18 protein-coding genes and 1 pseudogene are annotated in these 25,144 nt (G+C 70.2%); 7 read left to right on the forward strand and 12 right to left on the reverse strand.

Annotated elements, in window-relative coordinates:
* Window positions 1-82: 82 nt before the first annotated feature.
* Window positions 83-214 (forward strand): hypothetical protein, encoded by a 132-nt coding sequence (locus HNR76_RS15585; RefSeq protein ID WP_281383374.1) that lies wholly within the window; start codon window positions 83-85, stop codon window positions 212-214.
* A 217-nt stretch (window positions 215-431) separates the two neighbouring features.
* On the opposite strand, the gene HNR76_RS08135 is transcribed toward HNR76_RS15585, so the two are convergent.
* The 6 genes from HNR76_RS08135 to HNR76_RS08160 form a co-directional block, all read right to left on the reverse strand.
* Window positions 432-743, reverse strand: a complete 312-nt coding sequence (locus HNR76_RS08135) for an AzlD domain-containing protein (protein ID WP_162309609.1) — start codon at window positions 741-743, stop codon at window positions 432-434.
* Window positions 734-1,435 (reverse strand): AzlC family ABC transporter permease, encoded by a 702-nt coding sequence (locus HNR76_RS08140; protein WP_246429058.1) that lies wholly within the window; start codon window positions 1,433-1,435, stop codon window positions 734-736. The genes HNR76_RS08135 and HNR76_RS08140 overlap by 10 nt, the downstream gene beginning before the upstream one ends.
* Window positions 1,436-1,590: 155 nt before the next feature.
* On the reverse strand, window positions 1,591-1,725 hold the full coding sequence (locus tag HNR76_RS15590) for a hypothetical protein (protein ID WP_281383375.1): 135 nt from the start codon (window positions 1,723-1,725) through the stop codon (window positions 1,591-1,593).
* A gap of 142 nt (window positions 1,726-1,867) precedes the next feature.
* Window positions 1,868-5,674, reverse strand: a complete 3,807-nt coding sequence (locus HNR76_RS08145; RefSeq protein WP_246429059.1) for a methylmalonyl-CoA mutase family protein — start codon at window positions 5,672-5,674, stop codon at window positions 1,868-1,870.
* Window positions 5,675-5,758: 84 nt separating this feature from the next.
* Window positions 5,759-6,628 (reverse strand): alpha/beta hydrolase, encoded by an 870-nt coding sequence (locus HNR76_RS08155; RefSeq protein WP_162309611.1) that lies wholly within the window; start codon window positions 6,626-6,628, stop codon window positions 5,759-5,761.
* Window positions 6,629-6,714: 86 nt separating this feature from the next.
* The gene (locus HNR76_RS08160; RefSeq protein WP_246429060.1) at window positions 6,715-7,386 is read right to left on the reverse strand and encodes a TetR/AcrR family transcriptional regulator; all 672 of its coding nucleotides are present in this window, start codon (window positions 7,384-7,386) and stop codon (window positions 6,715-6,717) included.
* A 211-nt stretch (window positions 7,387-7,597) separates the two neighbouring features.
* Here HNR76_RS08160 and HNR76_RS08165 point away from each other — a divergent pair, with 211 nt between their 5' ends.
* Together HNR76_RS08165 and HNR76_RS08170 are read left to right on the forward strand one after the other, a co-directional pair.
* Window positions 7,598-8,698: a Glu/Leu/Phe/Val family dehydrogenase gene (locus HNR76_RS08165; protein WP_162309612.1), complete on the forward strand. Its 1,101-nt coding sequence runs from the start codon at window positions 7,598-7,600 to the stop codon at window positions 8,696-8,698.
* A gap of 237 nt (window positions 8,699-8,935) precedes the next feature.
* Window positions 8,936-10,093 (forward strand): acyl-CoA dehydrogenase family protein, encoded by a 1,158-nt coding sequence (locus HNR76_RS08170; RefSeq protein ID WP_162309613.1) that lies wholly within the window; start codon window positions 8,936-8,938, stop codon window positions 10,091-10,093.
* A 105-nt stretch (window positions 10,094-10,198) separates the two neighbouring features.
* Here the strand turns inward: HNR76_RS08170 and HNR76_RS08175 are convergent, their stop codons facing one another.
* Window positions 10,199-10,540, reverse strand: a complete 342-nt coding sequence (locus tag HNR76_RS08175) for a hypothetical protein (RefSeq protein ID WP_162309614.1) — start codon at window positions 10,538-10,540, stop codon at window positions 10,199-10,201.
* A gap of 123 nt (window positions 10,541-10,663) precedes the next feature.
* On the reverse strand, window positions 10,664-11,839 hold the full coding sequence (locus HNR76_RS08180; protein ID WP_162309615.1) for a thiolase family protein: 1,176 nt from the start codon (window positions 11,837-11,839) through the stop codon (window positions 10,664-10,666).
* Window positions 11,840-12,052: 213 nt separating this feature from the next.
* Here HNR76_RS08180 and HNR76_RS08185 point away from each other — a divergent pair, with 213 nt between their 5' ends.
* Complete coding sequence (locus tag HNR76_RS08185) at window positions 12,053-15,040, forward strand: autotransporter serine protease (RefSeq protein WP_162309616.1); 2,988 nt, start codon at window positions 12,053-12,055, stop codon at window positions 15,038-15,040.
* A gap of 108 nt (window positions 15,041-15,148) precedes the next feature.
* Here the strand turns inward: HNR76_RS08185 and acnB are convergent, their stop codons facing one another.
* From acnB to HNR76_RS08200, 3 genes are read right to left on the reverse strand one after another with little or no spacing between them, the layout of a single operon-like run.
* A complete protein-coding gene (gene acnB / locus HNR76_RS08190) occupies window positions 15,149-17,740 on the reverse strand; it encodes a bifunctional aconitate hydratase 2/2-methylisocitrate dehydratase (protein WP_162309617.1) in 2,592 nt (863 codons plus the stop codon).
* A 48-nt stretch (window positions 17,741-17,788) separates the two neighbouring features.
* The gene (locus tag HNR76_RS08195) at window positions 17,789-18,193 is read right to left on the reverse strand and encodes a type II toxin-antitoxin system VapC family toxin (protein ID WP_162309618.1); all 405 of its coding nucleotides are present in this window, start codon (window positions 18,191-18,193) and stop codon (window positions 17,789-17,791) included.
* Window positions 18,194-18,241: 48 nt separating this feature from the next.
* Complete coding sequence (locus tag HNR76_RS08200) at window positions 18,242-18,490, reverse strand: AbrB/MazE/SpoVT family DNA-binding domain-containing protein (protein ID WP_162309619.1); 249 nt, start codon at window positions 18,488-18,490, stop codon at window positions 18,242-18,244.
* 233 nt (window positions 18,491-18,723) lie between these two features.
* Here HNR76_RS08200 and acnA point away from each other — a divergent pair.
* Window positions 18,724-21,414 (forward strand): annotated as a pseudogene (acnA, locus tag HNR76_RS08205) (aconitate hydratase AcnA); the annotation flags it as partial.
* A 325-nt stretch (window positions 21,415-21,739) separates the two neighbouring features.
* On the opposite strand, the gene HNR76_RS08210 reads toward acnA, so the two are convergent.
* Window positions 21,740-22,153 (reverse strand): nuclear transport factor 2 family protein, encoded by a 414-nt coding sequence (locus tag HNR76_RS08210; RefSeq protein WP_249065565.1) that lies wholly within the window; start codon window positions 22,151-22,153, stop codon window positions 21,740-21,742.
* A 143-nt stretch (window positions 22,154-22,296) separates the two neighbouring features.
* On the opposite strand from HNR76_RS08210, the gene HNR76_RS08215 reads away from it, so the two are divergent.
* Together HNR76_RS08215 and HNR76_RS08220 are read left to right on the forward strand one after the other, a co-directional pair.
* Window positions 22,297-24,006, forward strand: a complete 1,710-nt coding sequence (locus tag HNR76_RS08215) for a long-chain fatty acid--CoA ligase (RefSeq protein WP_162309621.1) — start codon at window positions 22,297-22,299, stop codon at window positions 24,004-24,006.
* Between the two features lie 203 nt (window positions 24,007-24,209).
* Complete coding sequence (locus HNR76_RS08220) at window positions 24,210-25,076, forward strand: crotonase/enoyl-CoA hydratase family protein (protein WP_162309622.1); 867 nt, start codon at window positions 24,210-24,212, stop codon at window positions 25,074-25,076.
* Window positions 25,077-25,144 lie beyond the last annotated feature (68 nt).

Genomic DNA, 25,144 nt, shown 5'->3' on the forward strand with positions numbered 1-25,144 from the left:
CGGCCCGTCCGCGTTCCGCCCGGGCCTGGATACGACCCGAACCCAGCACTTACACTGCTCTTCCCCTACCACGAGAGTATCCATGGCCAAGCCCAACTATTCGTTCGAAAAGAGACAGCGCGAACTTGCCAAGAAGAAGAAGCAGGACGAAAAGGACGCCAAGAAGCGCGCCGCGCAGGAGTCCAAGACCGGGACGACTCCCCCGCAGGAATGAGCGGCCCTGGGCCGCGGGCGGCCTGCATCCGGGTGGACGCCGACGCCCGCCCGGTGCCGGCCGGGGACATCCTGTGCCGCGCCGCCATGCGTGCCGCCGCCATGCGTGCCGAGGTCACGGCGACGCGGGTAGCCAACCCATGCCGGCGCCTTCCGCCGTCGCGGCTCATCCGAGCCGTCCAGGCCCAGGGCGGCCGATGCCGCCCCGCACCGTCGCGTCACTCCAGGCCGGCCCACCGCAACAGCGCGGCCGCGGCCGCTCCCGCCGCCACCACCAGCAGGAACGGCGCACGCAGCCACAGCGCAACCCCCGCTACCAGCAGCGCGCCGAGCCGCGCGTCCAGGGCCAGCCCCGCGCCGCTGCCGAAAGCGTTCATCGCGGTCAGCGAGGCCAGCAGGCCGATGGTCAGCGTGCCGGCGACGCGGGTCGTGCGCGCGTTCTCCAGCCAGCGCGGCGGCACCAGGTAGCCGGCCAGCTTGGTCGCATACGCGGCGGCGCAGGCCAGCAACAACCATGCGGTCAGCGGCATCGGCGCGGCTCCTGCCCGGTCGCGCGGCGGCCCGGCTCGATGTCCGGTTCGAGCCCCTCGTCCGCCGGTCCCCGGCTGAACCAGCCCCATAGCGCCGCCACCAGCGCCGCGAGCAGGATGGGAATGCCGGACGGCACCCAGGGCATCGCCAGCAGCGTGACCATCGCGCACACCACCGCCAGCGCCACCGGCTCGCGCTGGCGCAGGCGCGGCCACAGCAGGCCGAGGAAAGCCGCCACCGCCGCTCCGTCCAACCCCCATCGGCGCGGATCGCCCAGCGCATCGCCCAGCACGGCGCCGGCCAGGGTGAACACGTTCCAGAGGATGAAGATGCCCAGCCCCGCCGCCCAGAATCCGCGCCGCTGTTCGTCCGGATCGATCTGCCCGGCGGCGGTGGCGGCCGATTCGTCGATGGTGAGCTGCGCGGCCACCAGCCTGCGCCAGCCCCGCGGCCGCAGCATTGCGTTCAACTGCATGGCGTACACCGCGTTGCGCACGCCCAGCAGCGTGGCCGCGCCGAACGCGGCCGGGCCCGCGCCACCGCCGGCCACCACCCCGATGAAGGCGAACTGCGAGCCGCCGGTGAACATCAGCAGGCTCAGCGCCATCGTCTGCCAGACGCCGAGCCCGGCCGCCACGCCCAAGGCGCCGAACGACACGCCGTAGAGGCCGGTGGCAACGGCGATCGACATGCCCATCCTTGCTGCCGGGGATTGCAGCAGATTCATTTTCCGCGACTCCCAAATACCGATACCGATACCGATACCGATACCGGCGAGGATGCCATGCCCGTGGCCCGACGGCGGAGTCCACGCCGGGGGGCCGGCTTCTCCATCCCTTTGCTTCGTCAGATCGAGAACGTCTCGGACCACAGGAAGTACGGGCCGAAACGCTGGCTCATCCGGAACTCACCGCCCGCCTGCTTGCCTGCGTCGGTCAGGCAGTAGTTGCCGTCCCTGAGTTCGAGATGGCCGGAAGCCACGAGTCTGTCCAATCGTTCGCCGGTCTTGACCCCAGCCTGCGCGCTAACTTGGAGGATGCGATCCCGACTTCATCGCACTTGGCATCGCCTGCCCGGACTGCGCTGGATGCTTGCGCTGGGATATTCCCACGGAGGCAGGGGCCTACATATTCCGCCGATACTCCCCGCCCACGTCGTACAACGCATGGCTGATCTGGCCCAGGCTATGCGTCTTCACCGCCTCCATCAGCGCCGCGAAGACGTTCCCCCGCCTGCGCGCCGTATCCTGAAGATACGCCAGGCCGTGGCCGTCGTGCACCTCGCCGGCGCCCTCGCCCTCCTCCACCCGATGGCCGTGACCGGTCTCCCCTTCCGGCGCCAGCCGGTTGCGCGAAGCCTGCCAGCCGCGCACGTTCTCGATCTGCTGGGCCTTCTCGGCCTCGGTGGAGCGGATCAGCTCGATCCCGGTGGCGACTTCGCCTGCATGTTCCTTGGGCAGGAAGGTGTTGACCCCCACCAGCGGCAGCGAGCCATCGTGCTTCTTGTGCTCGTAGTACATCGACTCTTCCTGGATCTTGCCGCGCTGGTACATGGTGTCCATGGCGCCGAGCACGCCGCCGCGCTCGCTGATGGCCTCGAACTCCTTGTAGACCGCCTCCTCGACCAGGTCGGTCAGGTACTCCACGGCGAAGCTGCCCTGCCAGGGGTTCTCGCAGTAATTCAGGCCCAGCTCCTGGTTGATGATCATCTGGATGGCCACGGCGCGGCGCACGCTGTCCTCGGTGGGCGTGGTGACCGCCTCGTCGTAGGCGTTGGTATGCAGGCTGTTGCAGTTGTCGAACAGGGCGTACAAGGCCTGCAGCGTGGTGCGGATGTCGTTGAACTGGATCTCCTGCGCGTGCAGGGAGCGGCCGCTGGTCTGGATGTGGTACTTCATCATCTGGCTGCGCTCGTTGCCGCCGTAGCGCTCGCGCATCGCGCGGGCCCAGATGCGGCGGGCGACGCGGCCGATGACGGCGTACTCCGGGTCCATGCCGTTGCTGAAGAAGAAGCTCAGGTTGGGCGCGAAGTCGTCGATGTGCATGCCGCGCGCCAGGTAGTACTCGACGATGGTGAAGCCATTGGACAGGGTGAAGGCGAGCTGGCTGATCGGGTTCGCCCCGGCCTCGGCGATGTGGTAGCCGGAGATGGACACCGAGTAGAAGTTGCGGACCTGGTGGTCGACGAAGTACTGCTGGATGTCGCCCATCATGCGCAGGGCGAACTCGGTGCTGAAGATGCAGGTGTTCTGGGCCTGGTCCTCCTTGAGGATGTCGGCCTGGACGGTGCCGCGCACCGTCCTGAGGGTATCGGCCTCGATCGCGGCATAGGTGCCGGCGTCCACCAGTTGCTCGCCGGTGACGCCGAGCAGGGCCAGGCCGAGGCCGTCGTTCCCGGGCGGCAACTGGCCGTGGTAGCGGGGGCGTTCCCTGCCTTCGAAGAAGGCGTCGATCCTTCGCCGTGCCTGCGCCCAGCGCTGCGGGTCGGCCTTGAGGTGCTTCTCCACCTGCTGGTCGATGGCGGTGTTCATGAACATCGCCAGGATCATCGGCGCCGGGCCGTTGATGGTCATCGACACGCTGGTGGTCGGCGCGCACAGGTCGAAGCCGGAATACAGCTTCTTCATGTCGTCCAGGGTCGGGACGTTGACCCCTGAGTTGCCGATCTTGCCGTGGATGTCCGGGCGCGGGGCCGGGTCCTCGCCGTACAGGGTGACCGAATCGAACGCGGTGGACAGGCGCACGGCCGGCTGCCCGGCGGACAGGTAGTGGAAGCGGCGGTTGGTGCGCTCGGGCGTGCCCTCGCCGGCGAACATGCGGATCGGGTCCTCGGCGGTGCGGCGGTAGGGGTAGACGCCGCCGGTATACGGATAGCTGCCGGGCAGGTTCTCCTTGCCGAGGAAGGCGAGCCGTTCGCCCCAGTCCCGGTAGATGGGGGCGGCGATCTTGGGGATCTTCCGGTGGCTGAGCGACTGGCGGTAGTTCTCCACGCGGACCGGCTTGCCGCGGACCCGGTATTCGGCGGTGTCGTCGGTGATGGAGCCCAGGCGCGCGGGCCACCCGCGCAGCAGGGCCAGCGATTCGGAGGACAGCGATTGCACCGCGTCGTCGTAGCGCTGGCGCAACCACAGGAGCCCATCCGTGTGCGGCCCGATGCCCGGCCCCGTCGCCGCACCTTCGTCGGCCGACATGGCGGCCGCACCGGAAGACGCCGTTTCGTCGGGGCCAGCGCCCATGGCATGGGCGCCGGCAGGGAGGGAATCGCGCGCTTCCAGCAGCACGGCAGCGGGGTACGGCTCCAGGAATTCGGGCAGGTGCGGGTCGTCCAGCTCGCGCAGCACTTCCCAATAGCGCTGGGCACGGCTGGCCACCTGCGCCTCGCTCTCGATGCGGCGGTTGATCGCCCTGCCCTGTTCGGCGATCTCGGCCAGGTAGCGTACCCGCGCGGGCGGGATGAGCACCGTGGCGCGAGGCTCCTTCAACGTGGTGTCGATCCGCGGATCGAAGTCGCAGCGGCCCGCAGAAGGGGCCGCCGCGGAGGGGGGCAGGCCGGGGTTCTGCCGCAGCAGCCGGCACAGGTTGACGAACATCCAGGTGATGCCGGGGTCGTTGAACTGGCTGGCGATGGTGGGATGGACCGGGATGTCCTCGTCCTTCGCGGCGAAGGCGTTGCGATTGCGCCGCCACTGCTTGCGCACGTCGCGCAGGGCGTCCTCGGCGCCGCGACGGTCGTATTTGTTCAGCACGACCAGCTCGGCGAAGTCGAGCATGTCGATCTTCTCCAACTGGCTGGCCGCGCCGTAGTCGGAGGTCATCACGTAGACCGGCAGGTCGACCAGGTCCACGATCTCCGAATCCGATTGGCCGATGCCGGCGGTCTCCACCATCACCAGGTCGAAGCCCAGGCTGCGCAGGAAGGCGATGCAGTCCTTGAGCACGGCGTTGGTGGACACGTTGCGCCGACGGGTGGCCATCGAACGCATGTAGACGCGGCGGCTGCGCAGGGCGTTCATGCGGATGCGGTCGCCCAGCAGGGCGCCGCCGCTGCGGCGACGGGTGGGGTCGACCGAGACCACGGCGATGCGCATGGCCGGGAAGCTGGACAGGAACCGGTTGAGCAGTTCGTCGGTGACCGAGGACTTGCCCGCGCCGCCGGTGCCGGCGATGCCGACGACGGGCGTGCGGCCGGCGGCGCGCTGCCATTGCTGGCGCAACTTCGACAACTCCGGTTCGGCGTATCGGCCGTCCTCGATCGCGCTCAGCATGCGGCCGATGGCGGCCTCGTCGAAGGCGGCGCCCGTGGCTTCCGCCGGTCTCGACGCCTGCCGGCTGGCGACATGACCGCCGGGCAGGCGTCCGGGCGCGGGGGCCGCCGTGGCATTCGCTAAGGTTCCGCGAACAGCGGCGAAAGGGCGGGTCCGCTCGGTGGGAGTGGCGGCATCCGCATTCCCGTCGTCACCTGCGCGGCGGTCGCGGGCGGCGGTGGCGCGGGCGACGACGTCCTCGATCATCTCCACCAGGCCCATCTTCATGCCGTCGTCGGGGTGGTAGATGCGCTCGACGCCGTAGGCCTCCAGCTCGGCGATCTCCCCGGGGGCGATGGTGCCGCCGCCGCCGCCGAACACGCGGACGTGCGCGGCGCCCTTCTCCGCCAGCATGTCGATCATGTACTTGAAGTATTCGACGTGGCCGCCCTGGTAGCTGGACAGGGCGATGGCATCGGCGTCCTCCTGCAGGGCGGCGCGGACCACCTCCTCGACGCCGCGGTTGTGGCCGAGGTGGATGACTTCCACGCCCTGGGCCTGGATCAGCCGGCGCATGATGTTGATCGCCGCGTCGTGGCCGTCGAACAGGCTGGCGGCGGTGACGAAGCGCAGCGGGACGGGCTGCGCGCGTACGGCGGCGGGGATGTCGCGGGCGGGCGTGCTCATGCGTGCATGCACCGGGGTTGCGGGAACCTGGTCCGATTCTATTCCTTTCGGCGGAAACGGTCGGGGTGCGAGCGTGCCGCGGGGTCAGCCGATGCCGAACGGCAGGTTGGGCGAGGACACCACGCGCTCGCCCACCGCCTCGCCGCGCAGGAACCCCAGCGCGGCCTCGATCACCGCCGGCTCGCCGGCGATGCGGTGGTGGCCCAGGCCACGGGTGGTCAGCAGGCGCGCGCCGGGCCACAGGCGGGCGTAGCGCTCGCCCTCCTCCCACGGCACCTCGTCGTCTTCCAGGTCGTGCACCACCAGCGCCGGCAGGCCCAGCGCCGGCGCGTGCCGATGCGCGGCGAGGCTGTCCACCGGCAGGCCGAGCTGGCGCTCGAAGCCTTCGAACATGCGCGCCACCAGCGCCGGCGCCAATCCCAGGGCACGGCCGAAGCGGCGGCCGGCCGCGCGCAGGTCGGCGGCCGGCGCCAGCAGCACCACCCGGCCGGCCTGCAATCCCTCGACCAGCGCCAGCAGCGCCGCGGCGCCGCCCATCGAATGGGCCACCACCGCCGCCGGCGCTCCATGCGCCCGCGCCACCGCCGCCAGCGCGGCGGCGAACGCGGGCAGGTTGGCGGCGCCACCCTCGTTGCGGCCGTGGCCGGGATGGTCGAACGCGACCACCGCGTAGCCGGCCCGGCGCAGCGGCGCCACCCACGGCCGGCAGCGCAGGCCGAAGCTGGACCAGCCGTGCGAGAACAGCACGTAGGGCTGCGTGGCCGGATCGCCCCACGCGTAGGTGGTCAGCGCATCGCCGCGGCTGTGGACCCGGCCGATGCCGGCGTCGTCGCAGGCCGCGGCCAGCGCGCGGCCGCGCGAGGACGGCAGCGGCGTGGCGAACAGCCGCGACGCCTGGCGCAGGGTCGCGCCCGGCGCCACCCAGCCGCCGATGGCGAATGCCCAGCGCAGCATTAGCGGCACGGATGGGTGGCGAACGGCCGTTCTTTTTTGTGGCGAAGCGGCGGGCGCAACCGTCGACATGGCGGACTCCTGTTCGATCAGGGGAGAGAAGAATTGCCGGCGGCGGCGGCGATGCCGTCGGCCGGCACCGCCGCGTGGCGCGCGAACAGGCCATCGACGGCGCGACGGGCATGGGCCAGCGCCTGCTGCGGCCGGTTGAGGCGGCCATGATGCAGGCCCAGCATCAGCGACTGCAGTTCGAAGGCGACCAGGGCCGCATCGGCATCGGCGCGCAGTTGGCCCTGTTCCACCGCCATCGCCACGGCCCGCTCCAGCGCCTGCTGCCAGCGCTGCATCAGCGCGCAGACGTGGTCGCGCATCGGCCCGGGACGCCCGTCGTATTCCATCGCCGCGCCGAGGAACACGCAGCCTTCCCGCTGCGCGCCGATCCAGCGCATCCAGCCGTCGACGATCGCCCGCAGGCGCGGCATCCCGCGCGGCTGGCGCAGGGCCGGCTCCATCACCTGTTCGGCGAAGCGGGCGGCGACCCAGTCCAGGGTCTGCCGCACCAGGTCCTCGCGCGAGCCGAAGTGGGCGAACACCCCGCTCTTGGACATGCCGGCCGCACCGGCAAGCTCGCCGATGGTCACCCCTTCCAGGCCGACCCGGGCGGCCATCGCGGCGGCGCGCTGCAGCAGCATGTCGCGGGTGCCGGCGCCCTTGGCGGTGGCCGGGCCGGCGGCGCGGCGGCTGGCAGGAGCGGGCATCATGGCGCGATTTATAGCACGACCGTTCGTTCCGTGAAAGCGGCGACAAGCCGGGATCGGGCCACTGGGGTTAGAATGCCCCCCCGCGACGCATGCCCCTTCCCCGGCCCCGTCGCGTTTTTGTTTCCCGGGAAAGGCGCCCGCCGCCTCTCCCCACCGACGGCCACAGTCGCGCCCAGCCCGCCGACGCACGCGACACGACGCGGAGCCAGACATGCTTTTCGAGACCCTCGCCACTTCCGGCCACGAGCAGGTGGTCTTCTGCAACAACCCAGAAGCCGGCCTGAAGGCCATCGTCGCCGTGCACAACACGGTCCTCGGCCCGGCGCTGGGCGGCGTGCGCATGCGGCCCTACGCCAACGAGGCCGACGCGGTGCGCGACGTCCTGCGCCTGAGCCGGACGATGACCTACAAGAACGCGCTGGCCGGGCTCAACATCGGCGGCGGCAAGGCGGTGATCCTGGGCGACCCGAAGACGGACAAGAGCGAGGTCCTGCTGCGCGCCTTCGGCCGCGCGGTGGAGGCGCTGGGCGGGCGCTACATCACCGCCGAGGACGTGGGCACCGACGTCAACGACATGGAACTGCTGTACCTGGAGACCGAGTACGTCACCGGCGTGCACCAGGTCCACGGCGGCTCCGGCGACCCGGCCCCGTTCACCGCCTACGGCACCCTGCAGGGCCTGATGGCGTCGCTGCAGCGCAAGTTCGGCCACGAGGAGGTGGGCAAGGTCAGCATCGCCGTCCAGGGCCTGGGCCACATCGGCATGGAACTGGCCAAGCTGCTCAAGGAGCGCGGCGCCAAGCTGTTCGTCGCCGACCTGGACCCGGCCAAGGTCGAGCGCGCGGTGACCGAATTCGGCGCCGAGGCGGTGGCCTGCGGCGACATCCACGAGGTGCCGGCCGACGTGTTCGCCCCCTGCGCGATGGAAGGCGGCATCGACGAGCGCACGCTGGAGCGGCTCAAGGCCAAGATCGTGTGCGGCTCGGCCAACAACCAGCTCGCCAGCCACGCCATCGGCGACGAACTGCATCGCCGCGGCATCCTCTATGCGCCCGACTACGCGGTCAATGCCGGCGGGGTGATGAACGTCTCGCTGGAGATCGACGGCTACAACCGCGAGCGCGCCATGCGCCTGATCCGCAGCATCTACCACAACGTCGGCAAGGTCTTCGACCTGTCCGAGCGCGAGGACATCAGCCCGCAGTACGCGGCCGACCGCATCGCCGAGGCGCGGCTGGCCGCCGTCGGCCGGCTCAAGCTGCCGATGGGCCGGGCCACGCCGCGGATGCGGCACCTGCGCGGCGAGCGCTGACCCACCGCCCCTGCCCGGTCCGTCCCGCGGCAGCCCTCGGCGGAAATGCGCCACGCCGGCGCCCGCACTTGTTCCCGGCCTTCCCGCCGCCGGCAGGCATTCCCCCGCAGCATCGCGATGGCGCATCCTGGCGGGTGTCCTTCCGCGCCGGGACCCCGGTTGTGCGAACGCACGTGTGGCGCCCGGGGTGGGTCGCTACACTAGAAACAGATGAAACCATCAAGAAGGGGAGGTCCGATGCGAACGTTCCGGCTGGGAGAGGACATCGACGCCCTGCGCGAGGCGGTGCGCCGCTTCGCCGACGCCGAGATCGCGCCGCGCGCCGCCCGCATCGACGAGGACAACGCGTTCCCGCAGGACCTGTGGCCCAAGCTGGGCGAACTGGGCCTGCTCGGCGTGACCGTGGCCCCGGAGCACGGCGGCAGCGGCCTGGGCTACCTGGCCCACCTGGTGGCGATGGAGGAGATCTCGCGCGCCTCCGGCTCGGTGGGCCTGAGCTACGGCGCCCATTCCAACCTGTGCCTGTCCAACCTGTACCTCAACGGCAGCGACGCGCAGCGCGCCCGGTACCTGCCCCGGCTGTGCACCGGCGAGTGGAAGGGGGCGCTGGCCATGAGCGAGCCCGGCGCCGGTTCCGACGTGGTCGGCTCGATGGCCTGCCGCGCCGAACTGCGCGACGGCGCCTGGGTCGCCAACGGCAACAAGATGTGGATCACCAACGGCCCCGAAGCCGACGTGCTGATCGTCTACATGCGCACCGCCGGCAGGGAGGCGGGCAGCCGCTGCATGACCGCCTTCATCGTCGAGCGCGGGATGGCGGGCTTCTCCACCGCGCAGAAGCTGGACAAGCTGGGCATGCGCGGCTCCAACACCTGCGAGCTGGTGTTCGAGGACTGCCGGATTCCGGCCGAGAACGTGCTGGGCGAGGTGAACCACGGCGTGCACGTGCTGATGAGCGGGCTGAACACCGAGCGCCTGGTGCTCAGCGGCGGCCCCATCGGGCTGATGCAGGCGGCGCTGGACATCGCCCTGCCCTACGTGCGCGAGCGGCGCCAGTTCGACGCGCCGGTCGGCAGCTTCGGCCTGATGCAGGGCAAGCTGGCGGACATGTATACCGCGCTGCAGTCGTCCCGCGCCTTCGCCTACCAGGTGGCGCGCGACTTCGACGCCGGCCACGCTTCGCGCGCGGCCGCCGCCGGCTGCCTGCTGCACGCCTCCGAGGCGGCGGTGCAGGTGGCGCTGGAGGCGATCCAGGCGCTGGGCGGCAACGGCTACATCAACGAGTTCGCCACCGGCCGCCTGCTGCGCGACGCCAAGCTCTACGCCATCGGCGCGGGCACCAACGAGATCCGGCGCATGCTGATCGGGCGCGAGCTGTTCGAGGGCCGGGGCTGAACCCGGTGCGCGGCCCGGCCGGCCCATCGGCCCGGCGGCCGCACAAACGAAAAGGCCGCCGGTTTCCCGACGGCCTCCCCGTGTACGGCTGAAGCGCCAGCAGTATTAGTGCTTGGCCTCTTCGGCGGCGTCCTTGGCCTGCTCGGCAACGTCCTGGGCGGCGTCGGCGGCGTCGGCGGCAGCGTCGGCAGCGGCGTCGGTCGCAGCGCCAGCGGTGGCGGCAGCGGCGTCGGCGGCGGTGTCGGCGGCGGCAGCAGCGGCGTCGGCGGCCACCTGGGCGGCGTCGGCGGTCTCGGCACCGGCAGCGGCAGCCGCGTCGGCAGCGGCCTGGGCCTCGGTGGCGGCGGCGTCAGCAGCGGCCGCAGCGTCCTGGGCCTGTTCCTGCTTCGAGCACGCGGCCAGGGCCAGACCCAGAGCCAGGGCGATCAGCAGCTTGTTGATGCTCATGTTGAATATTCCTCGTCGTTTAGTTTGGGCAACGCGCCATTGCGCGCCAATAACATGATGACAAGCCCGTATCCGCTGTCAAGCGGCCACGGGGTCATTTTCGTAAAGAGGTCGTGAAAAAGATTAAACCACTTCCAGCGCGATCGCGGTAGCCTCGCCGCCGCCGATGCACAGCGCGGCCACGCCCTTCTTCAGGCCGCGCTTGCGCAGGGCATTGATCAGGGTCACCACCAGCCGGGCGCCCGATGCGCCGATGGGGTGGCCCAGGGCGCAGGCGCCGCCGTTGACGTTGACCTTGGCGTGCGGGATGCCCAGTTCCTTGATCGGCGCCATCGCCACCACGGCGAAGGCCTCGTTGATCTCGAACAGGTCCACGTCCTCCACCTTCCAGCCGGCCTTGTCCAGCAGGGTCGAGATGGCGCCGACCGGGGCGGTGGTGAACCACTCCGGCTGGTGCGAGAAGGTCTGGTGGCCAACGATCCGGGCCAGCGGCTGCAGGCCGCGGCGGGCGGCCTCCTCAGCCGAGAGCAGCACGGTGGCCGCCGCGCCGTCGGAAATGGAGGAGGAACTGGCGGCGGTGACGCTGCCGTCCTTCTTGAACGCCGGGCGCAGGGTCGGGATCTTGGCCACGTCCGACTTGCCCGGCTGCTCGTCGCTGGCGAACTCGGCCTCGCCCTTGCGGGTGGCGACCTTGACCGGGACGATCTCGCCGTCGAACGCGCCCGAGGCCTGCGCCGCCTGGGCGCGCTGGACCGACTCGATGGCGAACGCGTCCTGGTCCTGGCGGCTGAAGCCGTACTTGGCCACGGTGGCTTCGGCGAACACGCCCATGGCCTGGCCGTCGTAGGGGTTGGTCAGGCCGTCCCAGGCCATGTGGTCCACCGCCTGGAAGCCGCCGTAGCGGTTGCCGGTGCGCGAATTGGGGATCAGGTGCGGCGCGTTGCTCATCGACTCCATGCCGCCGGCGACCACCACCGTGGCGGTGCCGGCCTTGATCAGGTCGTGCCCCAGCATGATCGCCTTCATGCCCGAGCCGCACACCTTGTTGATGGTGGTGGCGCCGGCCGAGGCCGGCAGGCCCGCGCCCAGCGCGGCCTGGCGCGCCGGCGCCTGGCCCAGGTTGGCCGGCAGCACGCAGCCCATGATCACTTCGGACACGTCGGCGGCGGGGACGCCGGACTGCTCCAGGGCGGCGGCGATGGCGGTCGAGCCCAGCACCGGCGTGGGCACGCCGTTGAACTGGCCGAGGAAGGAGCCGATGGCGGTGCGCTTGGCGCCGGCGATGACGATGTCGGACATGGAGGATGGGCCTTCGAAGGGAGCGGGAGGGGGGTGCCGAATATCGGCGGCGATGTCATTATCGGCCCCGGGGAACGATTGACCAAATGCACGGGGCCGGGAGACCGGCGGGCCTGCGCGTGAGGGCGGCCGCCCCCGCACGGAGCGATACCGCCGCCTGCAACGGGCGGCGCGAGCACGCCATCAAACTCAAGGACACGAGGACGCATTTCCATGACACAAAAGACGCTTGCCCTGGCCATTTTTTCGATCCTGGCCACCAGCCTTGCGGCCTGCGGCGGCGGCGGTGGAGGCGGCGGCAACGCCAGGCCCACCCCACCGTCTTCGACGCCGGTGACCGGTGGCGGGAACCAGACGCCGACGCCTACCCCTGATCCCACACCGGACCCGACTCCGGATCCCACCCCCGACCCCACCCCGGACCCCGATCCGGACCCGGGCCAGGCCACGGGCCCGGAAAACCGGCAGCCGGCGATCGATGCCCACCTGGTGCTGACCGGCGCCGATGCGGCTCACGCGCTGGGCTACACCGGCCAGGGAGTCACCATCGGCCTGATAGACAGCGGCGTGCGCCGCGACCACCCCGCCCTGGACGGCAGGGTCGACGCCAGCTTCGTCCACGTCGGCGCCGGCAACGACCTGTCGGTGGACGACAAGGTCGGCCACGGCACCACCGTGGCCCAGTTGGCCGCCGGTGCCCCGGTGGACATCTGGCCGGGCGGCGTGGCCCCGGAAGCGCGGATCGTCTCCTCCCGCAGCGTCGCCGATACCCCCGGCGGAGACGATGGTTCCGGCCAGGGCAACAAGGTGCTGCCGGGCCGGGGCTACGGCAACTACTTCAAGCAGCTCAACCTGGAACTGGCCGACGCCGGCGCGCGCATCATCAACAACTCCTGGGGCGGGCTGTACTGGGATTCGCCCCTGGTCACCCGCGAGTTCGTCGACGCCTACCGCGAGTTCGTCATCGACCGCGGCGGCCTGGTGGTCTTCGCCAACGGCAATTCCGGGGAGGACCCGCGCTACCGTTCGCAGCCCGGCGACATCGCCGCGCTGCCCAGCAAGTCGCTTGGCGCCGCCGCGCTGGAACGCGGCTGGCTGACCGTGGCCGCGCTCAATCCCACCGAGCCCACCCCTACCCTGACCAACTACTCGCAAGCCTGCGGCATCGCGATGAACTACTGCCTGACCGCGCCCGGCAACGTGGTCTATCCCGGGCCGGACGCCACCGCTGGCGACCCGGCCTACATGTGGGGCGGCGGCACCTCGTACGCCGCGCCGCTGGTGTCCGGCGCCGCGGCGCTGGTATGGGAGGCCTTCCCCTACTTCGACAACGACCTGGTCCGCCAGACCCTGCTGGGCACCGCCATCGACATCGGCGATCCCGGCCCGGATGAAGTCTTCGGCTATGGCCTGCTCAATGTCGGCAAGGCCGTGGACGGACCGGCGCGCTTCGACTGGGGCGATGTGAAGGTCACGCTGGGCGACGGCGACGTCTCGGTCTGGTTCAACGACATCGAGGGCAACGGCGGCCTGGTCAAGCGCGGCACCGGCGCCCTGGGCCTGGCCGGTCACGGAGGCTACAAGGGCGCCACCGTGGTGGAGGACGGCATGCTGATCGCGTTCAACGGGTTGTCGGGCAATGGCGTGAGGATCGGCAATGACGGCATGTTCGTCGGCGTGGGCGACATTGCCGGCAAGGTCGTCAACACCGGCTGGCTGATCGCCGGCGACGGTACCGACGGCATGCGGATACTGGGCGATTTCTACAACCAGGACTGGCCGCTCACGTCCGACTGGGGAATTCTTTCCGTCTGGCTGGGCGCACCGCTGGAAGTGGAAGGCAAGGCCTACCTCGGCAACGGCCTGACGCAGCCCAAGGGCGCGCTCTACATCGAAGGCGTGCGCGACGGCTACGCCACCACCGGCAAGGACGCGGTGGTACATGCCACTGGCGGCGTGGATGGCCGCTTCAAGGACCTGGTCCTGTCCGAACCCGACATCGTGCTGGTCAACTACAGCCTCGACTACGACGCCAACAACGCCTACCTGCTGACCACGCGCGTGGACGTGAACGCCGCGGCCACCGCCTGGGGGCTGCCGCAGCCCACGCTCGCGGCCGCCGGGCGCATGGAGCAGGCGATGCGCGCCATCGACGGACAACTGGCGCTGGCGCAGCCCGGCGGCGGGATCGACGGCGCGTTCATCGACGCGGCCGGACGCTTCCAGGGTGCCCCCAACGCCGAGGCGGCGGCCCTGTCCCTGCGCAGCCTGTCCGGCCAGTTGCACGGTGCGGCGGCGGCGATGACCTTCGAGAGCATCGATGCCAGCCGCCGGGCGGCCAGCGGCCGTTTCGACCGCTTCCGCGGCGGGAGCGAGGACGCCGGCAGTTGGGCCACGAACATCGCCCGCGATGGCGGCCTGTCGCTGGCCGGCTTCGACTCGGTGGGCATGTCCGCGCGCGGCGAGGCGGTCGGCCATGACGTCGCCTCCGGCCGGAATGCCCTGCTCGGCGTGGCCATGAGCCGGCAGCAGCAGAACGGCTGGCTGTCGGCCCTGGGCGACCGGGTGCAGGGCTACCAGTACGAGAGCCAGGTGTATGCGGGATGGCTGGATGGGGACCGCTATGTCCAGGGCCGCGTGGGCGTGGGCAAGTTCGAGCGGCAGATGCAGCGCAACCTGCGCCTGGGCACCGGGGTGGACGGCGTGGGCGCGCAACTGTCCGGCAGCTACTCCACCCTCAACGTCGAGGCCGGCCACGGGCTGCACCTGGCCGGCGGCATGCTGACGCCGTACCTGGGCATGGACCACACCCGGATGGAGAACGACGGTTTCCAGGAAGCCGGTGCCGGCGGCCTGGGGCTGCGCGCCGCCGACCGGGACACCACCCGCACCCAGGGCTACCTGGGCCTGCGCGGCGAACGCCACTGGCGGCTCGGCCACGGGGTATCGCTGTCGGTGGACGCGGGCGGCGAGTGGCAGCGCCGGCTGCATTCGGAGGGCGAGATGTTCGACGCCAGCTTCGTGGGCATCGAGCAGTGGCAGCCGCTGTACGGCATCGGCCTGGCCGAACGCAGCCGCCTGTACCGGCTGGGCGTGGGCGCTTCGCACACGCGCCACCGCGTGCGGCTGGACTACGACCACCGCGCCAGCGACCGCTTCGACGACCGCCAGGTGAACCTGCAGTACCGGCTGGCGTTCTGAGCGCGAAGCGACGCGGCCGGCTCCACGACGGAGCCGGCCACCTGTCCCGAAACGCAACGGCCCGGGGAGTGCTTCCCCGGGCCGTTGTCGTCGTCACCGCGGACGCGATCAGGCCGCCACGGTGTCCGCCACGTCCTTGTAGTCCTGGATCTGGTCGAAGTTCATGTAGCGGTAGATCTCCGCGCCCTTCTCGTTGATCACGCCGATGTCGGCCATGTACTCGGCCTTGGTCGGGATCCGGCCCAGGCGCGAGCAGATCGCCGCCAGTTCCGCCGAGCCCAGGTAGACGTTGGAATTGCGGCCCAGGCGGTTGGGGAAGTTGCGGGTCGAGGTGGAGAACACGGTCGCGCCCTCGCGCACCTGCGCCTGATTGCCCATGCACAGCGAGCAGCCGGGCATCTCCATGCGCGCGCCAGCGGTGCCGAAGGTGCCGTACACGCCTTCCTTGGTCAGTTCGCTGGCGTCCATCTTGGTCGGCGGGGCCACCCACAGGCGGGTGGGGATGTCGCGCTTGCCTTCCAGCAGCTTGGCCGCGGCGCGGAAGTGGCCGATGTTGGTCATGCACGAACCGATGAACACCTCGTCGATGGCGGCGCCGGCCACGTCGGACAGGGTCTTCACGTCGTCCGGGTCGTTCGGGCAGGCCACGATCGGCTCGTGCACGTCGGCCAGGTCGATCTCGATCACCGCCGCGTACTCGGCGTCGGCATCGGGCTCCAGCAACTGCGGATCGGCCAGCCACTCCTCCATCTTGCGGATGCGGCGGGCCAGCGAGCGCGCGTCCTGGTAGCCCTCGGCGATCATCCACTTCAACAGGGTGATGTTGCTGTTGAGGTATTCGACGATCGGCGCCTTGTCCAGGCGCACGGTGCAGCCGGCGGCCGAACGCTCGGCCGAGGCGTCGGACAGCTCGAACGCCTGCTCCACCTTCAGTTGCGGCAGGCCCTCGATCTCGAGGATGCGGCCGGAGAAAATATTCTTCTTGCCGGCCTTGGCCACGGTCAGCAGGCCCTGCTTGATCGCGTACAGCGGGATCGCGTTGACCAGGTCGCGCAGGGTCACGCCGGGCTGCATCTGGCCCTTGAAGCGCACCAGTACGCTTTCGGGCATGTCCAGCGGCATCACCCCGGTGGCCGCGGCGAAGGCGACCAGGCCGCTGCCTGCCGGAAACGAGATGCCCACCGGGAAGCGGGTGTGGGAATCGCCGCCGGTGCCGACCGTGTCGGGCAGCAGCATGCGGTTGAGCCAACTGTGGATCACGCCGTCGCCCGGGCGCAGCGAGATGCCGCCGCGGGTGGAGATGAACTCCGGCAGGGTGTGGTGGGTCTTCACGTCCACCGGCTTCGGGTATGCGGCGGTGTGGCAGAACGACTGCATCACCAGGTCGGCCGAGAAGCCCAGGCAGGCCAGGTCCTTGAGCTCGTCGCGGGTCATCGGGCCGGTGGTGTCCTGGGAACCGACCGAGGTCATCTTCGGCTCGCAGTAGGTGCCCGGGCGCATGCCCTGCCCTTCCGGCAGGCCGCAGGCGCGGCCGACCATCTTCTGCGCCAGCGAGAAGCCCTTGCCGGTATCGGCCGGCTGCACCGGCAGCCGGAACAAATCGGTGGCCGGCAGGCCCAGCGATTCGCGCGCCTTGGCCGTCAGCCCGCGGCCGACGATCAGCGGGATGCGGCCACCGGCGCGCACCTCGTCGAACAGCACCTCGCTCTTGACCTGGAACTGCGCGATCACCTCGCCATTCTTCAGCGCCCTGCCTTCGTACGGGCGCAGCTCGACGACGTCGCCGTGCTCCATCCTCGACACGTCCAGCTCGATCGGCAGCGCGCCGGCGTCCTCCATGGTGTTGTAGAAGATCGGGGCGATCTTGCCGCCCAGGCAGACGCCGCCGAAGCGCTTGTTCGGGATGAACGGGATGTCCTGCCCGGTCCACCACAGCACGCTGTTGGTGGCCGACTTGCGCGAGGAACCGGTGCCGACCACGTCGCCGACGTAGGCGACCAGGTGGCCCTTGGCCTTGAGGTCGGCGATGGCCTGGATAGGGCCGCGCTTGCCGTCTTCCTCCGGCACGAACGGCGCGTCGCCGCGCTTGTTCTTCAGCATCGCGAGCGCGTGCAGCGGGATGTCCGGGCGGGTGGTCGCGTCCGGGGCCGGCGACAGGTCGTCGGTGTTGGTCTCGCCGGGCACCTTGAACACGGCGACGGTCAGGCTCTGCGGCACTTCCGGCTTGCTGGTGAACCATTCGGCCTCGGCCCAGCTCTTCAGCACGGCCTGGGCGTTGGCGTTGCCCGCCCTGGCCTTCTCTTCCACGTCATGGAAGGCGTCGAACACCAGCAGGGTGTTCTTGAGCCCGTCGGCGGCGATCGCGCCGACCTGCGCGTCGTCCAGCAGCTCGATCAGCGGCGAGACGTTGTAGCCGCCGAGCATGGTGCCCAGCAACTCGGTGGCGCGCGCGCGGTCGATCAGCGCGTTCCGCTCGCTGCCGAAGGCCAGCGCCGCCAGCCACGAGGCCTTGACCTTGGCCGCGTCGTCCACGCCCGCCGGGACGCGGTGGGCGATCAGCTCGACCAGGAACTGCGCCTCGCCGGCCGGCGGGTCCTTCAGCAGTTCGACGACCTCGGCGGTCTGCTGCGCGCTCAGCGGCAGCGGCGGGATCCCGAGCGCGGCGCGCTCTGCGGCGTGGTGGCGGTAGGCTTCCAGCATGGGGATGTTTCTCCGGGGGAGTTGCGTACGGGGATCTGAAAAACGGGATCAGGCCTTGGGAACGATCAGCTTCAGGCCCTTGAAGTAGTCGCGGAAGAACGCGTCGTCGCGGGTGATCATCGCGTTGCACTGGAGCATGGCGTGGGCGCCGACCAGGAAGTCGGCGACCACGCGCTCGCGGCGGCCGCCGCGGGTACGGAAACGCTTGTTCATGTGCCCGGCCCGCATCGCCGCCGCTTCGCCGAGCGGCTGGTAGCGGATGCCCAGCGGCGCCAGCAGGTCCATCAGGCTGACCGAGGTGTCGAGCATGGCCTGCACTTCGGCGACCACCGCCTCGCAGACGACCACGTCATCGTGCACCAGGGCCTCGCCCACGCAGGCCTCGGACGCCTCGGCGAATCTGTCGTCGCCGATCAGGATGTCGATGAGGACGGAGGAATCCAGCGCGATCATCGCCCGGGCTTCCGCGACGGGGACGTGGCCCTGGCGGGACCCTTGCCATCACGCATCGACCGGGTCCCCGGGCGCGCGGCCACGGATGGCGCGCATCGCCTCGTCGGTACGGGTCATGCCGTCGACCAGCCGGTACTTGCCACGCACCTCGCGCAGCGCCTTGCTGACGTCCTTGCGCAGGATGATGCGCCCGCCTTCCAGCTCGACCTTGAGCAGGGTGCCCTTGGTCAGGCCCAGCGCGTCGCGCACCGCCTTGGGCAGGGTGATCTGGCCGCGTTCGGCGACGGTGGCTTCCATGGGGGGACCTCTCCGCAAGGGACGGTATGCCATCATGATACATACCATTCCATGCATACTCAAACCTGCATGGCGATCCCGGGCGACAATGGTCTCCGTCCCGCCGCCGTCCGGCCCGCCGCGATCCAGGGCGCATCGCCGGCAAAGACGGCCCTGTCATCGAATGCGGTCGATAATGCCCTGAACCCTTCAGCCGCCCCGACCAGCGGCACCCTCAGCCACAGGAGCCCGCCATGCGCGATTCCTTCGCCACCCGCAGCCGCTTGGATGTCGGCGGCCAGTCCTACACCTACGCCAGCCTGCCCAAGCTGGGCCAGCGCTTCGACCTGGCCCGCCTGCCCTACTCGATGAAGATCCTGCTGGAGAACCTGCTGCGGCACGAGGACGGGGTGAGCGTGCTGCCCGAGCACATCGAGGCGGTGGCCACCTGGGACCCGCAGCGCGAGCCCGATACCGAGATCGCCTTCATGCCCGCCCGCGTGGTCTTGCAGGACTTCACCGGCGTGCCCTGCGTGGTCGACCTGGCGGCGATGCGCGACGCGGTGGTCAAGCTGGGCGGCCGCCCGGAGCAGATCAACCCGCTGATCCCCTCGGAACTGGTGATCGACCACTCCGTGCAGGTCGACGTGTTCGGCCGCCCCGACGCGCTGGACCTCAACAGCAAGATCGAATTCGAGCGCAACAAGGAGCGCTACGGCTTCCTGCGCTGGGGCCAGAACGCCTTCGAGAACTTCAAGGTGGTGCCGCCCAGCACCGGCATCGTCCACCAGGTGAACCTGGAAAACCTCGCCCGGGTGGTGATGAAGCGCGTCGTGCCGGATGAACGCGGGGACGGCGAACTGTGGGCGTTCCCGGACACCGTGTTCGGCACCGACAGCCACACCACGATGATCAACGGCATCGGCGTGCTGGGCTGGGGCGTGGGCGGGATCGAGGCCGAGGCGGCGATGCTCGGCCAGCCCTCCTCGATGCTGATCCCGCAGGTGGTGGGCTTCGAGCTCACCGGCAGGATGCCCGAGGGCGCCACCGCGACCGACCTGGTGCTGACCGTCACCCAGATGCTCCGCCAGCACGGCGTGGTCGGCAAGTTCGTCGAGTTCTTCGGCGAGGGCCTGCAGCACCTGCCGCTGGCCGACCGCGCCACCATCGGCAACATGGCGCCCGAATACGGCGCGACCTGCGGCATCTTCCCGATCGATGCCGAGGCGCTGCGCTACCTGCGCCTGTCCGGGCGCAGCGAGGAGCAGATCGCGCTGGTGGAGGCCTACGCCCGCGCCCAGCAACTGTGGCACGAGCCGGGCCAGGCCCCGGCCGACTACTCGGCCACCCTGCGCCTGGACATGGGCGAGGTGAAGCCTTCGCTGGCCGGCCCCAAGCGCCCCCAGGACCGCGTGCTGCTGGGCGACATGAAGGAGAATTTCCACAGCAACGTCGCCGGGCTGGTCGCCAACCGCAGGATCGGCTGCGCGGAGCAGGAACTGGCCGCCGAGGGCGGGATCCAGCCGCAGGCCGAGCGCCTGGCCGCCAAGCCGGTATCCAACATCCGCCTGGACGATGGCGAGCACCAGCTCTGCGACGGCTCGGTGGTGATCGCGGCCATCACCTCGTGCACCAACACCTCCAACCCGGCGGTGATGCTCGGCGCCGGGCTGCTCGCGCGCAACGCCGCGGCCAAGGGCCTGAAGGCCGCGCCCTGGGTCAAGACCTCGCTGGCTCCCGGCTCGCTGGTGGTCACCGACTACCTGAGCAAGGCCGGCGTGCTGGACGAGCTCAAGAAGCTCGGCTTCTACGTGGTCGGCTACGGCTGCACCACCTGCATCGGCAACTCCGGCCCGCTGCCGGAGGCGGTGTCCAGGGGCATCGCCGAGAACGACCTGGCAGTGGCGTCGGTACTGTCCGGCAACCGCAATTTCGAGGGCCGCATCCACCCCGAGGTCAAGATGAACTACCTGGCCTCGCCGCCGCTGGTGGTGGCCTACGCCATCGCCGGCACCATCGACATCGACCTGACCCGCGAGCCGCTGGGCCACGGCAGCGACGGCGAGCCGGTGTACCTGCGCGACATCTGGCCGAGCAACAAGGAGATCGGCGACACCATCGCCGCCACCGTCGGGCCCGAGCTGTTCGCGCAGAACTACGCCGACGTGTTCAAGGGCGATGCGCGCTGGAACTCCATGGACTCGCCCGACGACGAGCTGTACGCCTGGGACGGTGCCTCGACCTACATCAAGAACCCGCCCTACTTCGACGGCATGACGATGGAGGTCGGCGCGATCGAGGACATCCACGGCGCGCGCGTGCTGGGCCTGTTCGGCGACTCCATCACCACCGACCACATCTCCCCGGCCGGCAACATCAAGCAGGACTCGCCCGCTGGCCGCTTCCTGCAGGAGCGCGGCGTGCAGCCGGCGGACTTCAACAGCTACGGCAGCCGCCGCGGCAACGACGACGTGATGGTCCGCGGCACCTTTGCCAACATCCGCATCAAGAACCAGTTCTTCGGCGGCGAGGAAGGCGGCAACACGCTGTACTTCGGCACGCAGCCGCCGGAGAAGATGTCGATCTACGACGCGGCGATGAAGTACAAGGCCGACGGCGTCCCGCTGGTGGTGATCGCCGGCAAGGAATACGGCACCGGCTCCTCGCGCGACTGGGCGGCCAAGGGCGCCAACCTGCTGGGGGTGAAGGCGGTGATCGCCGAGAGCTTCGAGCGCATCCACCGCTCCAACCTGGTCGGCATGGGCGTGCTGCCGCTGCAGTTCCGGGACGGCCAGACCGCGCAATCGCTGGGCCTGGACGGCACCGAGGTCTACGACATCGCGGGCCTGGCCGACGGCACCGCCCGGATCGCCACGGTCGTGGCCCGCCGCGCCGGCGGGACGGCCATCCAGTTCCAGGCCAGCGTGCTGCTGCTGACGCCCAAGGAAGTGGAGTACTTCCGCCACGGCGGCCTGCTGCAGTACGTGCTCCGCCAGCTCGCCGCGAGGAAGGCGGCATAGGCGCCGGAACGGGCGGAAGACCCGCCCCGCGCAACACGCGGGGCGTTCGCCACGACCGCGCGGCAGTGCCGCGCAAGCGGTCGTCGCTCACCCACCACGGCGGCCTGCTGCAGTACGTGCTCCGCCAGCTCGCCGCAAGGAAGGCGGCATAGGCGCCGGAACGGGCGAAAGACCCGCCCCGCGCAACACGCGGGGCGGTTGGGCTTCCGTGGGAGCCCGCTTCAGTGGGCGGGCGGCGCCCATCGCATAACTAGCGAGGCTTCCACTGCGCGTAGTACAGCCGCCACTGCCCGCCCTCGTCGCGCCAACCGCTGGTGATCTCCCAGGCACCGGCACGCTCCGGCAGGAAGCGCCCGCTGCCGCCGGTGGACATCGCGCTGAAGCGAACCGTGGCGCGGTCTCCCTGGAGCTGCACGTCGGCCGGTCCCAGGGTCAGCCCGATGCTGGCGTTGGCCAGCACCTGCATGCGCACGACCTGCTGCAACGCAGCACGATCCATGCCGCCATTGCCGCTGAAATCCTCGGCCACGCCATCCATGAACGCGGCAGCGCCGCGCCCCTCCAGCGCCGCCTGCATCTGCGATATCCGCTCGCGCAGCCGCTGCTCCGGCGGCGTCCGCGAGCAGGCCGCCGCCAGCAGTGCCACCGCCGTCGCAAGGGCCACGCGCCCTATCCATCGCCGTGCCATGCATCCCTCCCTATCCGCTTCGCGTTTTCCATCCGTAACGGTATGCTCGCATCGACACCGCCGCGACGCGAGCCGGCCGGCGGCACAGAACACGACACCATCCCGGAGGGAGACGCTAGATGAGTACGGATCGTCCCTGGCTGCAGAGCTATCCGCAAGGCGTTCCCTCCACGGTCGACCCCGACGAGTACCGCTCGGTCGCGGCGGTGTTCGCCGCCTCGGCCTCCCGCTACGCGCAGCGCCCGGCCTACCGCAATTTCGGCAAGACCCTCACCTACGCGCAGGTCGACGCGCTCAGCATCCAGTTCGCCGCCTACCTGCTGGGCGAGCTGGGCCTGAAGAAGGGCGACCGGGTGGCGCTGATGATGCCCAACTGCCTGCAGTACCCGATCGCCACCTTCGGCATCCTGCGCGCGGGCCTGACCGTGGTGAACGTCAACCCGCTCTACACCGCGCGCGAGCTCAAGCACCAGTTGGTCGATTCCGGCGCCGCGGCGATCGTGGTGGTCGACAACTTCGGCCATACCGTGCAGGAAGTGCTGGCGCAGACGCCGCTCAAGCAGGTGATCGCCACCGGCCTGGGCGACATGCTCGGCTTCCCCAAGGGCGCCCTCGTCAACTTCGTGCTCAAGTACGTGAAGAAGATGGTGCCCGACTACGACATCCCCGGCGCCGTGCGCTTTGGCGACGCGCTGGCGGCCGGCAAGCGGCACACGCTGCCGCAGGTGGACATCGACCCGGGCGACATCGCCTTCCTGCAGTACACCGGCGGCACCACCGGCGTGGCCAAGGGCGCCATGCTCACCCACCGCAACCTGGTGGCAAACATGCAGCAATCCTCGGCCTGGCTGGGGACCAACGACCTCAAGCGCGGCGAGGAGGTCATCATCACCGCGCTGCCGCTGTACCACATCTTCGCACTGACGGCCAACGGCCTGGTCTTCATGGAACTGGGCGGGCTCAACCACCTGGTCACCAATCCGCGCGACATGCCCGGCTTCGTCAAGGAGCTCAAGGGCACGCGCTTCACCGCCATCACCGGCGTCAACACCCTGTTCAACGGCCTGCTCAACACGCCCGGCTTCGACCAGGTGGATTTCTCCGCGCTCAAGATCACCCTCGGCGGCGGCATGGCCGTGCAGCGCGCGGTGGCCGAGCGCTGGAAGCAGGTCACCGGCGTCACCCTGATCGAGGCCTACGGGCTGACCGAGACCTCGCCGGCGGTATGCATCAACCCGCTGGACCTGAAGGAGTTCAACGGTTCCATCGGCCTGCCCATTCCTTCCACCGACGTGTGCGTCAAGGACGACGACGGCCAGGTGCTGGCCGGCGGTGAGATCGGCGAGCTGTGCGTGAAGGGCCCGCAGGTAATGAAGGGCTACTGGCAGCGCCCGGAGGAGACGGCCAAGGTGGTCGACGCCGACGGCTGGCTGCACACCGGCGACATGGCCCGGATCGACGAGCAGGGCTTCGTCTACATCGTCGACCGCAAGAAGGACATGATCCTGGTCTCCGGCTTCAACGTGTACCCCAACGAGGTGGAGGACGTGGTCTCGGCGATGCCGGGCGTGCTGGAAGTGGCGGCGGTCGGCGTCCCGGACGAGCACTCGGGCGAGGCGGTCAAGCTGTTCGTGGTGCGCAAGGACCCCTCGCTGACGGCCGAGCAGGTCAAGGCCTATTGCCGCCAGGCGCTGACCGGCTACAAGCAGCCGCGCCACATCGAGTTCCGCAACGAGCTGCCCAAGAGCAACGTAGGCAAGATCCTGCGCAAGGAGCTGCGCGACGCACCGGCCGCCGCGCAGCCCGCATCCGGCACGACGGCCCACTGAGAGCCGGCCGCCGCCGGCACGCGCCCGACGGCGCCTGCCGGAATGCGCGGCGCCGATCCGGCCGGCCCCCTTCCTCGGCTCCGCCGCGGCCCATGGCGGCGGCGCGGGAGAGCGTTCGCACGCTTCGCCGGGTGTAGCATGGCCGCGCAATGCCCAGCCCGCTGCACCTCACCGGCGGGTTCACGCCCCTCGGAGAAGACGCCATGAGCATTCTGGAAAAGCTGCAGCACAGCGACCGGTTTCCCACCATCCGCGTCCGCGAGCCATCGGAAGGCAGCGCCCACTGGCTATACATGCATGCCGATGCAGGTCCCGGCGTGCGCCCTTGCTGCCGCTTCGAGATGCTTGAGGACATGTGGCGCTACATGCGCTCGATCACCGCACAGCCGCAACGCGCGGCCGGCCGATTGCGCCACTTCGTCCTGGCCTCGGCCGCCACGGCCTACAACCTGGGCGGCGACCTGGACCTGTTCATGCGCCTGATCGGCGCCGGCGACCGCGAGCGGCTGCTGGCCTATGCGCGCCACTGCGTGGAGGGCGTGCACCACCTGCATACCGGCTTCGGCGGCGACATGCACACCGTGGCCCTGGTCCAGGGCGACGCGCTCGGCGGCGGCCTGGAAATGGCGCTGGCCTGCCACACCATCGTCGCCGAGGAGGGCGTGGGCATGGGCCTGCCCGAGGTGCTGTTCGGCCTGTTCCCGGGAATGGGCGCCTATTCGTTCCTGTGCAGGCGGGTGTCCCCGCGCCAGGCGGAGCGGATGATCCTCGGCGGCGAGATCTACGACAGCCAGGAGATGTACCGGCTGGGCATCGTGGACGTGCTGGTGCCCAAGGGCCGGGGCGAGAGCGCCGTGCTGGAGCTGATCCGCCGGCAGCAGCGCGCGCCGCACGCGTACCGGGCGATGAACGCGGTCCGGGCCATCGGCCAGCCGGTGGCCCTGGACGAGCTGATGCGCATCACCGAGGTCTGGGTGGATACCGCGCTGGCGCTGGACGAGAAGTCGTTGCGGACGATGGAGCGGATCGTGCGTGCGCAGACCCGCAGGACCGGTGCGGAGGCCGGCTGACCGGTCCTTCCCCCCGGGGTGGGACACTTCCCGCCGCCGATATCCGCGGCGGCGGATATCCACGTATC

This window comes from Pseudoxanthomonas broegbernensis, assembly GCF_014202435.1.
In the GTDB taxonomy this organism is placed as follows: domain Bacteria; phylum Pseudomonadota; class Gammaproteobacteria; order Xanthomonadales; family Xanthomonadaceae; genus Pseudoxanthomonas; species Pseudoxanthomonas broegbernensis.

Bases quoted from the DNA above. Each gene is read 5' to 3' on its own strand.
- HNR76_RS08155 (WP_162309611.1), bottom strand. From the start codon at position 6,628: ATGCTGCGCTGGGCATTCGCCATCGGCGGCTGGGTGGCGCCGGGCGCG.
- HNR76_RS08180 (WP_162309615.1), bottom strand. From the start codon at position 11,839: ATGTCCGACATCGTCATCGCCGGCGCCAAGCGCACCGCCATCGGCTCC.
- HNR76_RS08165 (WP_162309612.1), top strand. From the start codon at position 7,598: ATGCTTTTCGAGACCCTCGCCACTTCCGGCCACGAGCAGGTGGTCTTC.
- HNR76_RS15585 (WP_281383374.1), top strand. From the start codon at position 83: ATGGCCAAGCCCAACTATTCGTTCGAAAAGAGACAGCGCGAACTTGCC.
- HNR76_RS08220 (WP_162309622.1), top strand. From the start codon at position 24,210: ATGAGCATTCTGGAAAAGCTGCAGCACAGCGACCGGTTTCCCACCATC.
- HNR76_RS08135 (WP_162309609.1), bottom strand. From the start codon at position 743: ATGCCGCTGACCGCATGGTTGTTGCTGGCCTGCGCCGCCGCGTATGCG.
- HNR76_RS08160 (WP_246429060.1), bottom strand. From the start codon at position 7,386: ATGATGCCCGCTCCTGCCAGCCGCCGCGCCGCCGGCCCGGCCACCGCC.
- acnB (WP_162309617.1), bottom strand. From the start codon at position 17,740: ATGCTGGAAGCCTACCGCCACCACGCCGCAGAGCGCGCCGCGCTCGGG.
- HNR76_RS08215 (WP_162309621.1), top strand. From the start codon at position 22,297: ATGAGTACGGATCGTCCCTGGCTGCAGAGCTATCCGCAAGGCGTTCCC.
- HNR76_RS08195 (WP_162309618.1), bottom strand. From the start codon at position 18,193: ATGATCGCGCTGGATTCCTCCGTCCTCATCGACATCCTGATCGGCGAC.
- HNR76_RS08145 (WP_246429059.1), bottom strand. From the start codon at position 5,674: ATGAGCACGCCCGCCCGCGACATCCCCGCCGCCGTACGCGCGCAGCCC.
- HNR76_RS08175 (WP_162309614.1), bottom strand. From the start codon at position 10,540: ATGAGCATCAACAAGCTGCTGATCGCCCTGGCTCTGGGTCTGGCCCTG.
- HNR76_RS08185 (WP_162309616.1), top strand. From the start codon at position 12,053: ATGACACAAAAGACGCTTGCCCTGGCCATTTTTTCGATCCTGGCCACC.
- HNR76_RS08170 (WP_162309613.1), top strand. From the start codon at position 8,936: ATGCGAACGTTCCGGCTGGGAGAGGACATCGACGCCCTGCGCGAGGCG.
- HNR76_RS08200 (WP_162309619.1), bottom strand. From the start codon at position 18,490: ATGGAAGCCACCGTCGCCGAACGCGGCCAGATCACCCTGCCCAAGGCG.
- HNR76_RS08140 (WP_246429058.1), bottom strand. From the start codon at position 1,435: ATGTCGATCGCCGTTGCCACCGGCCTCTACGGCGTGTCGTTCGGCGCC.